We start from the raw sequence: 12,259 nt of genomic DNA, 5'->3' as shown, positions 1-12,259 counted from the left end.
AAGGACTAGATGTCCTGACCGTGGTGGGTGTTGTTTGCGGCGTTGTCCTGCTTTGCCTTCCGTTCGGCCAGCAATCCCAGATAGTGCATGGCGATCATGGAAGCGGCGATAGAGGTAATATCGGCGTGGTCGTAGGCCGGCGCAACCTCTACGACATCGGCGCCGACGATGTCGACCTGTCCCAGCTTGCGCAGGGTGGAGAGCATGCGTGCCGAGGACGGGCCGCCGGCCACGGGTGTGCCGGTACCAGGCGCGAAAGCGGGGTCGAGACAATCTATGTCGAAGGTGAGGTAGGTCTTGCGGCCGCCCGTGCGTTCCACGATGGCATAGGCGATTTCGGCGGCGCGCATTTCCTCCACCTCATATCCATGGAGGATCTTGATTCCGAACGTTTCCGGAGCGTGGGTCCGGATACCGATCTGGATCGAGCGGTCGGGATCGATGATGCCTTCCCTGACGGCGCGGCCGACAAAGGAGCCATGATCGATGCGCCTGCCGTCATCCGGCCATGTGTCCTGATGGGCGTCGAACTGCACCAGCGCCAGCGGGCCGTGGATGGCGGCATGCGCCTTGAGCAGCGGCCAGGTGACGAAGTGATCGCCGCCGAGCGTGAGCAGAAACGCGCCGGATTTGAGGATTTTGGCCGCCTCGCGCTCGATGGTAGCCGGCGTCCTGTTGTGGTTGCCGCTGTCGAGCAGGCAGTCGCCATAATCCACGACGGCGAGGTCCTCGAACAGGTCGCGGGAAAAAGGATATTGCGGATCGTTGTCGAGGATTGCCGAGGCACGGCGAATCGCCTGCGGTCCGAAGCGCGCGCCGGGGCGGTTGGTGACGGCGGCGTCGAAGGGGATGCCCCAGACCACGGCATCTGCGCCCGTGACATTCTTGGTGAACTGGCGGCGCATGAACGAAAGCGCCCCGGCATAGGTCGGATCGGAGGCGGCACCGCGCTTGCTGCGGGCGGTGAAGGCGTGGTCGATGGTCCTCGAAGGCATGATCGCTCCCTGAACATCTTTGTCGCAGTGCAACAACTACAGAAGAGCCGTGCAACTTGCCAGCGTGTCGGCGGTTAAAGTGGCAAGCGGGCCGGGGCCGGTAAAAACACATGCCGCTCCATGGCTGCGCAGGGCGGTCGCGCCGATAATGGCCGGACGAATCGAATGGAACGATGCAATGGCAAGATCGACGGCGGGTGTTTTGCAGGGGGATGCCGCCCTGCAGGAGCAGGCGAAGGTGGCGGCTCTGCGGCGCACGAAGATCGTGGCGGCGACTGCCCTGGTGGGCTGCATTGCCCTTTTTGCCGTGGCAAAGACGCTGGAGGCAGCATGGCCCGCCATGGGCTTCGTCGCCGCCTTTGCCGAGGCGGCGACCATCGGCGGGCTGGCGGACTGGTATGCGGTCGTCGCCCTTTTCAGGCGGCCTCTCGGCCTGCCTATCCCGCACACCGCCATCATTCCCGCCAACCAGACCCGCATTGCCGACAATCTCGGCCGCTTCATCGAGGTGAATTTCCTTGCTCCCGGACCGGTGCGGGAGAAGCTGAAGGAAGTGGATTTCGCCGCGCTGGTCGCCGACTGGCTGGTGGACGAGAAGCGCGCCGCAGGGCTGTCACGCTTCGTTGGCCGGCTGGTCCCGCAGATGCTGGCCGCGGTCGAGCAGTCCGGCCTGCGCGATTTCGTCGGCCAGCGTCTGAAGGACGAGCTTGAAAAGGTGAAGGTGGCGCCGCTCGCTGCCGATCTTCTTTCCACCTTCACCCATGATCGCGGCCACCAGAAGCTGTTCGACGAGATCGTACGGGCGCTTTCGGGCGTGCTTGCGGACGAGAAGGCGCTGGAGGCGATGCGCGAGAAGATACGCGCCGAACTGCCGTCGCTGTTCAACATGTTCCGCGCCGATGCCTATCTCCTGAAAAAGATCGTCGCGTCGGCCGCAACCTTGCTGAACGATGTGGAGGCGGACGCCGATCATCCGCTGCGCGAGGAGTTCGACCGTTTCGTGCAAGGGTTCATCGCGGAGCTTCGGACATCGCAGGACTACGCCCGCCGTGCCGAGAAGCTGAAGCATGACCTTCTGGCACGGCCCGAAATGCGCGATCTCGTCGGCACCATGTGGAACAGCCTGCGTGCCTTCATCGAGGATGGAGCAGCCGGCAGGAATACGGCGATCCAGACACATATGACCAGCATGTTCGTGGAGGTCGGACGCCATCTGGCACGCGATCCGAAGGTCAGGGCGGATATGAATGCAGGCTTCGTCGTGGCGCTTTCGGCCTTTGTGGAAAGCCAGAAAAGCGGCGTTTCCACCTTTATTGCGGATCAGGTGAAGCGCTGGGATCTGGCCCAGCTTACGAGGCTGATTGAAATCAACATCGGCAGGGACCTGCAATATATCCGCTTCAACGGCATGATCGTGGGTGGCATTGCAGGCGTCGCGCTCTATATCTTCGAGCGAACGTTTCTTTCGTGAAGGCGGGATTTATATCGGTCGGATTCTACGTTTGAATGAGTTGAAGTTTCTGATCCGGTTATCCAATAGTATTGGCGAACGAAAACCACTTCCCAGGAAGATTGAAAATCTGCGGCGCGGACCGGAAAGGCGGAATGCGAAAGACACCACCGACATTCGACGAACTGAAAACCATGATCGGGCAGGAGCTTGGCGTCTCGGACTGGACGCTGGTGGACCAGTCGAGGATCGACCAGTTTGCCGAGTGCACGGGCGATCGCCAGTGGCTGCACACCGATCCCGAGCGGGCGAAGCGGGAAAGCCCGCTGCGCGTGACCATCGCTCATGGCTATCTGACGCTGGCGATCATCGGGGCGCTGTGCCATGAGCTCGGTGCAATACCGGAGAACACGCAGGCCGCGTTCAATTACGGGCTCGACAAGGTGCGTTTTCTTTCCCCGGTGCGTGTGGGATCGCGCGTGCGCTTGCGTGCGACCTTGCTGGCGATCGACGAGAAGGGCCCCGGCCAGTATCTGATGAAGTTCCTCAACACCGTCGACATCAAGGGCGAGGAGCAGCCGGCGCTGACCGCCGAGACGCTGGTCATGTTCTATGAACGGCGTCGAAGGGCGGCCAGGCGCACGATGGCCCGCTGATTTGGCGCTATCTGGCCGGGCCGATTTCCAGCTCGACCGTGCCGATGCCTTCCACCTCGCCGCTCAAACGGTCGCCGGCCTTCACGGGTCCGACACCCGAGGGCGTGCCTGTGAAGATCAGGTCGCCCGGCTGAAGTTCCACGGCTTCGCTGCAAATTGCGACGATGTCGGCTACGGGCCAGATCATTTCGGCAAGGTCGCCCTGCTGGCGCAGCTCGCCATTGACGGCCAGCCGGATGCGGCCTTTTTGCGGATGACCGCTGGTTGCGGCAGGAACGAGCGCGCCACAGGGGGCGGACTGGTCGAATGCCTTGGCCCAGTCCCACGGCCGTGCCGCCTTCTTCGCCACGTCCTGAAGGTCCCGGCGGGTCAGGTCGATGCCGACGCCGTAGCCCCAGATGTGGTCAAGCGCCGCATCGCGGTCGATACGGATGCCGCCTTTGCCGATGGCCACGACCAGTTCGATCTCATGATGGAGGTTTTCCGTTGCAAGCGGATAGGGAATGGTGCTGCCCGTTTCGACCAGCGCATCCGCCGGTTTGGTGAAGAAAAAGGGCGGATCGCGCTCGTCATTGCCCATTTCGCGGATATGCGCGCCGTAGTTGCGGCCGACGCAGAAAACGCGCCGCACAGGAAACCGCTGCTTGCTGTCCCTGATGGCGGCGGAAACGACAGGGGGCGGGGGCAGAACGAAATCGGTCATCGGCTCTTCGGCTTTCTGTAGTGACGTGATTCTCTTTTCAGGCTTTCGTACCTCGCACATTCGTCCCGATTTGTGGGGCGGGCAAGAAGCGATGGCGGGAAACGGCCCAATGCGCGAAAATTTGGCCCGGCAGCAAGGCCAAGCTTGAAACGTTTCCGGATGCGGTTTAGGCCGGTGGCGCTTTACTGAGGAATGAGCCCGCCATGCTGGACATCAAGTGGATTCGCGAGAACCCCAACGCTCTTGTCGATGCACTGAAGAAGCGTTCCTGGTCGGAGGCCGAGGCGAGGTCGACCACAGACGATCTCATCGCCAGGGACGAGGCGCGCCGCGCTCATGTCCTTAAGCTTCAGCATGCGCAGGAGCGCCGCAACGCCGCCTCGAAGGAGATCGGCAAGGCCATGGCCGCCAGGGACATGGCATTGGCCGAAAAGCTCAAGGCCGAGGTCGGCGACATCAAATCCTTCATTCAGGATGGCGAGGCGGAGGCGCGCCGCCTCGACAGGGCGTTCACCGATGCGCTGGCCGTGATTCCCAATCTTCCGCTCGACAACGTGCCGGCCGGCAAGGACGAGAACGACAATGTCGAACTGCGCAAGGTCGGCAAGGTCTCACCGCCCGCAAACTGGGCGCGTGAGCATTTCGACATCGGCGAGGAGCTCGGCCTGATGGACTTCGAGCGCGCGGCGCGCCTTTCCGGCTCGCGCTTCACCGTGCTCAGAGGCCAGCTTGCGCGGCTGGAACGGGCGCTCGGCCAGTTCATGCTCGACCTGCACACCACCGAGCATGGCTATACCGAGGTACAGGTGCCGCTTCTTGTGCGTGACGATGCACTTTTCGGTACGGGCAATCTGCCGAAATTTGAGGAGGACCTGTTCTTCGTGCCCCATGGCGAGAGCAGGCTGGGCCTTATCCCGACTTCCGAAGTTCCGCTCACCAATCTGGTCCGCGAAGAGATCACGGCGCATGAAAAGCTGCCTCTGCGCTTCACTGCGCTGACGCCGTGCTTCCGCTCCGAGGCCGGATCGGCCGGCCGCGACACGCGCGGCATGCTGCGCCAGCACCAGTTCTACAAGGTGGAGATGGTGTCGATCACCGATGCCGACAGCTCGGTCGCGGAGCACGAGCGCATGACCGCATGTGCGGAGGAGGTTCTGAAGCGTCTCGACCTGCCGTTCCGCACCGTGGTGCTGTGCACCGGCGACATGGGTTTCGGGGCGCGCCGTACGCACGACATCGAGGTTTGGCTGCCCGGCCAGAAAACCTACCGCGAGATTTCCTCCTGTTCCGTGTGCGGCGATTTCCAGGCGCGGCGCATGAATGCCCGCTACCGGGACAAGGATGGAAAGGGCAATCTTTTCGTCCACACGCTGAACGGATCCGGCGTGGCGGTCGGCCGCGCGCTGATCGCGGTGATGGAGAACTACCAGAACGAAGATGGCTCGATCACTGTCCCCGATGTCCTGCGGCCCTATATGGGCGGCCTTGAGAGGATCGAAGTGAAATAATGCGCATCCTTCTTACGAACGACGACGGCATCCACGCCGAGGGCCTTGAATCGCTTGAACGTGTCGCCCGCACGCTGTCAGACGATGTTTGGGTGGTCGCCCCCGAAAACGACCAGTCGGGCTATGCGCACTCGCTGTCGATCTCGGAGCCGCTGCGCCTGCGCAAGATTGGCGAGAAACGCTATGCCGTGCGCGGCACGCCGACCGATTGCGTGATCATGGGCGCCCGCAAGGTTTTGCCCGACCTGCCCGATCTGGTGCTGTCGGGCATCAATTCGGGCTCGAACATTGCCGACGACGTGACCTATTCGGGCACTGTCGCGGGTGCGATGGAAGGCACGCTGCTTGGCATCCGCTCCATAGCGCTCAGCCAGGCCTACACCCGCGAAGGGGACGAGCGCGTCGTGCCATATGCCACGGCCGAGGCCCTTGCGCCCGATCTGTTGCGCAAGCTTCTGGCGATGCCGCAGCAGGAAGGCGTCCTCATCAACATCAATTTCCCGAGCTGCGCGCCGCAGGATGTGAAGGGCACGCAGGTGACCTCGCAGGGCAAGGTGGTGCACCGGCTGTGGATCGACGAGCGCCGGGACGGGCGCGGACTGCCTTACTACTGGATGCGGTTCGGCCGTGGTGAAAGCAACGGCAAGACCGGCACCGATATCCATGCCGTCGAGAACGACTATGTTTCGGTAACGCCGTTGCAGCTCGATTTCACTGCGTATGAAATCCGCGATCAGCTTGTCAAGGCTCTGGCATGACGGAAGACGATCGCGAGGGATTCGCCGCCTTCCTGTTGCGTCTGCGCGGCAAGGGGACCGTTCCCAAGGCGCTTATCGCCGCGATCGAGGCCACACCGCGCCGCGGCTTTCTTGCCCCGCAGTTCAGCGCCGTCGCATGGTCGGAACGCATGCTGCCGATAGAGTGCGGCGAAGCGATCGAGGGCGCGGACATCCAGACGGCCATCATCGCCGCCATGGCGCCGGAACCGGGCATGCGCATCATGGAAATCGGTACGGGTTCGGGCTACACTGCGGCCGTCATGTCCCGGCTTGCTGGCCGTGTAGTCACGATCGAGCGCTACAGGACCCTTGCGGAGCAGGCGCGCCAGCGCTTCGAGGCGCTCGGCATCACGAATATCATCGTGCGTCATGCGGACGGTTCCAGCGGCCTGCCGAATGAAGGTCCGTTCGATCGTATTGTTGTCTGGGCGGCTTTCGAATCGATCCCGCGCTTCCTTCTTGAGCAGCTTTCCAGCGGTGGCGTGGTGATCGCGCCGATCGGCCCGGAAGAGGGCGAGCAGGTGGTTGCGAAACTCACCAAGGTCGGCAGCCGTTTCGAGCGTGAGGACATCGGCATCGTTCGCCTGCAACCCATGCTCCCCGGCGTTGCCGCCGTTCTCTGAAGCCTTCAAAACCGGTTTTCCGGTACGGGCCTTACGTCCCGGTCGCCGGCGGTCCTGCCGCAGCAGGACATGCTATCGATGCGATTTTCAAGATAAATTGCCGCTCATTTTAACGGTTTAACCGACCGGTAACATTAACGCGCTTTAATCGTACCCAGTTCGTTCCGGGTCAGCGCGGGTTAGTGTCATGCAGTTCAGCGTTTTGAAAGCAAGAGGGCGCAATCTGGCGCGAGGCTGTGCCGTTCTCGTCATTGCCGCCGCGGCATCGGGGTGCAGTTCCGGTGCCATGCGCTTCACGGATGGGCTGGACGGCATCACGACAGCGTCCACGCCTCAGGCCAGTGTCGGCAGTTACGGGCAGGCATCGCAGCCGTATCCCGGCGATGTCGCCGCGCAGCAGCCTGTCTACAACAGCGGGGGATACAGTTCCGGTTCCGTCGGGCGTTCGTCGCTCCCGCCTCCGTCCCAGCCTTCCGTGGCGCAGGTTCAGCCGGCGCCGGTGCAGACGCAGGTGGCCTCCGCGCCTGCCCTCGACAACACCACCACGGGCACCATCCGGCAGGCGCAGCCGGTGCCCATGCCGTCCAGCAAGCCGTTCCAGTCCGCAGGCGAGGAAGCGAAGCGCATTGCCGAGCGTGGTGCGAGTGCGGCAGAGCAGCCCCGGCAGGTTGCGGCTGTGCCGCAGGTGAGCGCGCCCTCGGCGGGTTCGGCCCAAACCGTCGCAGGTGGAAGCTACACCGTCCAGCAAGGCGACACCCTTTCCGCCATCTCGCGCAGGACCGGCGTCAGCGTCGCCTCGCTTCAGCAGGCAAACGGCCTGGCGGACGGCAATATCCGTATCGGCCAGACGCTGAAGATTCCCACAGGCGCTGGCGTGCCTGCGGCGGCCACGAGCGCTGTTGCGGTGGCGAAGCCGCAGCCCGCAAATGTCGATCCGGTCAAGACAGCCTCGACGCCGCCTCCGGCACAGCAGGCGCCAGGCGAGAAGCTTGCTTCCTATACACCTCCCAAGCAGGCGACCAAAACGGTCGAGCAGGTGGATGACGATGGCGCTGCCGCCCCCAACTCCACCGGAATCGGCAAGATGCGCTGGCCTGTGAAGGGCCGGGTGATCTCCGGCTTCGGACAGGGCGGGGATGGCATCGACATCTCCGTTCCGAAGGGCACGCCGGTCAAGGCGGCCGAGAATGGCGTGGTCATCTATGCCGGAGACGGTCTCAAGGAATTCGGCAACACGGTTCTGGTGCGCCACGACAACGGGCTGGTTACCGTCTACGGCAATGCCAGCGAGCTGAACGTCAAGCGCGGACAGACCGTCAGGCGGGGCGACCAGATCGCGCTGTCAGGCATGAGCGGCAATGCATCGGCTCCGAAGCTGCATTTCGAGATTCGCAAGAACTCCGCTCCGGTCGACCCGTCCACCTATCTGGAGTGAATGGAAAAATCTGGTCGCGGGCCGCCTGACCTCCAGTCCGGCCCGCTTTTCAGGCCCGCCCCGCTTAAGGGGCGGGTTTTTCAGTTTGCGGCCTTGAGCGGCTTTCCCAGCCGGCCGGCAAGGTCCTGGATGAATTGCCATGCGACGCGACCGGAGCGGCTTCCGCGCGTCGTGGCCCATTCAAGCGCCTCTGCGCGAAGGTCTTCCTCATCCAGTTCCAGCCCATAGTGGCCGGCATAAGCATTCACCATCTCCAGATAGTCGTCCTGCGAACATTTGTGGAAACCTAGCCACAGCCCGAAACGATCCGACAGCGACACCTTTTCTTCCACGGCCTCTGAAGGATTGATCGCCGTCGAACGCTCGTTGTCGATCATATCGCGCGGCAGAAGGTGGCGGCGGTTGGAGGTCGCGTAGAAGATGACGTTTTGCGGCCGCCCCTCGACGCCGCCTTCGAGCGCCGCTTTCAGGGACTTGTAGGAGGTGTCGTCATGGTCGAACGAAAGGTCGTCGCAAAAAAGGATGAAGCTGTAGGGCGCCGCCTTGAGGATGGCCATCAACCGGGGGAGGGTGTCGATATCCTCACGATGAATCTCGATCAGTTTCAGTGGCTTGTCCGTCTTTCCGGATGCATTGATGGCGGCGTGCGAAGCCTTGACGAGCGAGGATTTCCCCATGCCGCGCGCGCCCCAGAGCAGCACGTTGTTGGCCGGCAATCCGGCCGCGAAACGCTCCGTATTGTCGATGAGGATGTCGCGAACCCGGTCCACGCCCTTGATGAGGTCGATGTCGACGCGGTTGATGCTGTGCACCGGCTCCAGAAACGACGTTTCAGCCTGCCATACGAAGCAGTCGGCGCAATCCAGGTCGCTGGGGGGAGGTTGAGAAGGGGCGAGGCGGGCTATCGCCTCGATCAACTGGTCGAGCTTTCGGTTCAGGATGTCAACGCTGCTGTCGGTCATGGGAAATACGTTTCATGCCTGTCAATTGAGGAACATGGCAGGCTGTAGCATGCGCCGATTGGTGCGAAAAGCGCGGGATGGCCTGCCAAGCGCGGTTGCAATGGCCGCTTGAGCGACTATATTCCGGCGGATTTTCTGGCCGGATTGCGGCTTTCCTTACATTCCAGGAGTAATTCATGTTCGTGACCCCGGCATATGCGCAGGCAGCAGGCGGCGCTCCCGATATGCTCATCAGCATACTGCCGTTCATCCTCATTTTCGTGGTAATGTATTTTCTGATCATCCGCCCGCAGCGCGCGCAGATGAAGAAGCGTGGCGAGATGCTGCAGGCCATCCGCCGTGGCGATACGGTCATCACGGGTGGCGGTCTTGTCGGCAAGGTAACCAAGGTGATCGACGATAACGAGCTGGAGGTCGATCTCGGCGGCATGAAAGTGACTGCGCTTCGTTCGACCATTGCCGATGTGCGCGTCAAGGGTGAACCGGTAGCGAACCAGAACGCCAAGAAATAACCGTATTGGGGGCCGATGGCCCTCATTACATCGCCTACGGGCACGCCAACAGGTTTTCGACTGATGCTTTATTTCTCGCGCTGGAAGACGTTTTCTATCTGGGCCGTCGTCCTGCTGGGCGTGCTGTTCTCGCTGCCCAACATCTATCCGCAGTCGCTGATATCGTCTCTGCCGAACTGGTTTCCCACCCGGCAGATGACGTTGGGGCTCGATCTGCAGGGTGGATCGCACATCCTGCTCAAGATCGACACCAACGATCTGATCAAGGCACAGCTCGAAAGCGCGCGCGACGAGATCAGAACGCAGCTTCGCGATACGCGCATCGGTTACACCGGGCTTTCGGGAACCGGCAAGGTCGTACAGGTCCGCATCCGCGATGCGAACCAGATCGCCGCCGCCAAGGAGGCGCTGAAATCGCTGACCACGCCGGTTTCTTCCGGATTGTTCGGCACGGGCAGCGTTACGGAAATGGCGATGGACGAGCCGGAGCCCGGCCTGCTCCGCTTCACCATGACCGACGAAGGCATCAGCTATCGCACGGCAACCGCCCTCAACCAGTCCATCGAGGTGGTGGGGCGCCGCGTCAACGAACTCGGCACCACCGAGCCGATCGTCCAGCGTCAGGGCGACGACCGCATTCTTGTACAGGTGCCGGGCCTGCAGGACCCTCAGCGCCTCAAGGACATCCTTGGCCAGACCGCGAAGCTGACCTTCCAGATGGTCGACCAGACCGTGCCGGTTCAGGAAGCCATGGAAGGGCGTCCTCCAGCCGGATCGACCGTCATGTTCTCGCGCGACGATCCGCCAGTTCCGTACCTGATCGAGAACAGGGTCATCGTTTCCGGTGAAAACCTTATCGATGCGCAGGCGACTTTCGACCAGCGCACGAACGAGCCGGTCGTCTCGTTCCGCTTCGATTCGAAAGGTGCCGGTCGCTTCGGTCAGGCGACCCAGCAGAATACCGGCAAGCTCTTCGCCATCATCCTCGACAATCAGGTGATCTCGGCGCCGCGCATCAACGAGCCGATCCTCGGAGGCTCGGGGCAGATTTCCGGTTCCTTCACGCCACAGAGCGCGAACGATCTCGCCGTGCTGCTGCGCGCTGGCGCGCTGCCCGCCACGCTGACGATCGTGGAAGAGCGGACCGTCGGCCCGAGCCTCGGCGCGGACTCCATCAGCGCCGGAAAATTCGCCTCCATGGTCGGCGCCGTTCTGGTGATCGGCTGCATGCTGCTGGTCTATGGAAAGCTCGGCCTCATCGCCAACCTGGCGCTTGCGGCCAACGTGGCGATGATGATCGCCATACTGACCCTGATGGGGTCGACGCTCACATTGCCGGGTATCGCCGGTATCGTTCTTACGATGGGCATGGCGGTCGACTCCAACATCATCATCTTCGAGCGCGTACGTGAGGAACGTGCGTATGGGAAATCGATCGTCCAGTCCTTCGATCAGGGCTTCAAGCAGGCGCTCGCCACCGTTGTCGACGCGAACCTCACCACCTTTATCGTTGCGGTGATCCTTTTCTATGTGGGCACGGGCCCGGTGCGCGGCTTTGCCGTGACGCTCGGCATCGGTATCATCACCACCGTCTTCACGGCTTTCACGCTGACGCGCTGGATGGTTGCGTTCTGGATCAAGCGTTCCAAGCCGACCGAGTTCCCCAAGGGGCTCGTGCATTATCTGCCGCTGGAGCCGTCTCTGCCCTTCATGAAGTTCCGCAACTGGGCATTCGCGCTTTCGGGCATCTTGTCCGTCGCCATCATCGCCATGATGTTCGTCAAGGACTTCAACTACGGCGTCGACTTCAAGGGCGGGTCGATGATCGAGATACAGGCGAAGTCCCATCAGGCGGATGCCGCCGACGTACGTTCACGTCTCGAACAGCTTAATCTCGGCGATGTCCAGGTTCAGGAGTTCGGTACCGAAGGCGAGCTGATGGTTCGTGTCGCGGCGCAGGATGCGGGCGACAATGCCGAGCAGTCCGCCGTGGAGAAGATCAAGGGCGAGTTCGCCGAAGACTACGATTTCCGTCGCGTCGAGACGGTGGGCCCGACCGTTTCAAGCGAACTGGCATGGACCGGCACCATTGGCATCCTCGTCTCGATGCTGGCCTTGCTGGTGTACATCTGGTTCCGCTTCGAATGGCAGTTCGGCATCGGAGCCGTCGTCTCCACAGCTCATGACGTCATCATCATCGTGGGCATCTACGTATTCTTAGGGCTGGAGTTCAATCTGTCCTCCATTGCGGCAATCCTTACGGTGGTCGGCTATTCGATCAACGATACGGTCGTGATCTATGACCGGATCCGGGAAATGTTACGCAAATACAAGAAAATGCCGATTGAGGAGATTATCAATCTGGCGCTCAACCACACGCTGTCGCGCACGATCCTGACAGGTCTGACGGTGCTTCTGGCTCTGGCCGCTCTCTACCTCTATGGCGGCGAGGTGATCTCTTCCTTCGTGTTCGCGATCATCGTCGGTGTGTTCGTAGGCAGCTACTCTTCCGTGTTCATCGCCGGTCCGATGCTTATTCTGTTCAAGCTGCGGTCGGAGACGTTCGAAAAGGAGGATGGGGCCAGGAAGAGCGGCGCATCGTCCACGGTGGCTCCGGCCTCTGGCAGCTAGCCTGT

Annotated in this window: 11 protein-coding genes; 8 read left to right on the top strand and 3 right to left on the bottom strand. The window is 62.1% G+C overall.

All coding sequences use genetic code 11. From position 1 onward, the window contains the following. Positions 1-5: 5 nt before the first annotated feature. Positions 6-995, bottom strand: coding sequence for an agmatinase (gene speB, locus DES43_RS08810; protein ID WP_035026224.1), 990 nt, complete (start codon positions 993-995; stop codon positions 6-8). A gap of 178 nt (positions 996-1,173) precedes the next feature. Between speB and DES43_RS08805 the strand changes: the two genes are divergently transcribed. Further along, positions 1,174-2,466, top strand: a complete 1,293-nt coding sequence (locus DES43_RS08805; RefSeq protein WP_035026094.1) for a DUF445 domain-containing protein — start codon at positions 1,174-1,176, stop codon at positions 2,464-2,466. 134 nt (positions 2,467-2,600) lie between these two features. Further along, a complete protein-coding gene (locus DES43_RS08800) occupies positions 2,601-3,101 on the top strand; it encodes a MaoC family dehydratase (RefSeq protein WP_035026096.1) in 501 nt (166 codons plus the stop codon). A gap of 7 nt (positions 3,102-3,108) precedes the next feature. On the opposite strand, the gene DES43_RS08795 is transcribed toward DES43_RS08800, so the two are convergent. Next, on the bottom strand, positions 3,109-3,804 hold the full coding sequence (locus DES43_RS08795; protein WP_035026098.1) for a fumarylacetoacetate hydrolase family protein: 696 nt from the start codon (positions 3,802-3,804) through the stop codon (positions 3,109-3,111). A gap of 203 nt (positions 3,805-4,007) precedes the next feature. On the opposite strand from DES43_RS08795, the gene serS reads away from it, so the two are divergent. The 4 genes from serS (at position 4,008) to DES43_RS08775 (ending at position 8,149) form a co-directional block, all read left to right on the top strand. Then, on the top strand, positions 4,008-5,312 hold the full coding sequence (gene serS / locus DES43_RS08790) for a serine--tRNA ligase (protein WP_035026099.1): 1,305 nt from the start codon (positions 4,008-4,010) through the stop codon (positions 5,310-5,312). Continuing rightward, on the top strand, positions 5,312-6,070 hold the full coding sequence (surE, locus tag DES43_RS08785; protein WP_035026102.1) for a 5'/3'-nucleotidase SurE: 759 nt from the start codon (positions 5,312-5,314) through the stop codon (positions 6,068-6,070). The genes serS and surE overlap by 1 nt, the downstream gene beginning before the upstream one ends. Further along, entirely contained in the window at positions 6,067-6,714 is a 648-nt protein-coding gene (locus DES43_RS08780) for a protein-L-isoaspartate(D-aspartate) O-methyltransferase (protein ID WP_035026104.1), read from the top strand. Before surE ends, DES43_RS08780 begins: the two co-directional genes overlap by 4 nt. A 187-nt stretch (positions 6,715-6,901) precedes the next feature. Further along, complete coding sequence (locus DES43_RS08775) at positions 6,902-8,149, top strand: M23 family metallopeptidase (RefSeq protein ID WP_035026105.1); 1,248 nt, start codon at positions 6,902-6,904, stop codon at positions 8,147-8,149. An 80-nt stretch (positions 8,150-8,229) separates the two neighbouring features. On the opposite strand, the gene DES43_RS08770 is transcribed toward DES43_RS08775, so the two are convergent. Beyond that, on the bottom strand, positions 8,230-9,111 hold the full coding sequence (locus DES43_RS08770; RefSeq protein ID WP_035026107.1) for an ATP-binding protein: 882 nt from the start codon (positions 9,109-9,111) through the stop codon (positions 8,230-8,232). A gap of 176 nt (positions 9,112-9,287) precedes the next feature. Between DES43_RS08770 and yajC the strand changes: the two genes are divergently transcribed. After that, on the top strand, positions 9,288-9,623 hold the full coding sequence (gene yajC / locus DES43_RS08765) for a preprotein translocase subunit YajC (RefSeq protein ID WP_035026109.1): 336 nt from the start codon (positions 9,288-9,290) through the stop codon (positions 9,621-9,623). A gap of 63 nt (positions 9,624-9,686) precedes the next feature. Then, complete coding sequence (gene secDF, locus DES43_RS08760; RefSeq protein ID WP_035026110.1) at positions 9,687-12,254, top strand: protein translocase subunit SecDF; 2,568 nt, start codon at positions 9,687-9,689, stop codon at positions 12,252-12,254. Positions 12,255-12,259 lie beyond the last annotated feature (5 nt).

It is taken from the genome of Aquamicrobium defluvii, assembly GCF_004363725.1.
GTDB classification, from domain to species: Bacteria; Pseudomonadota; Alphaproteobacteria; order Rhizobiales; family Rhizobiaceae; genus Mesorhizobium; species Mesorhizobium defluvii.
This window is presented reverse-complemented; position numbering and strand designations above follow the sequence as displayed.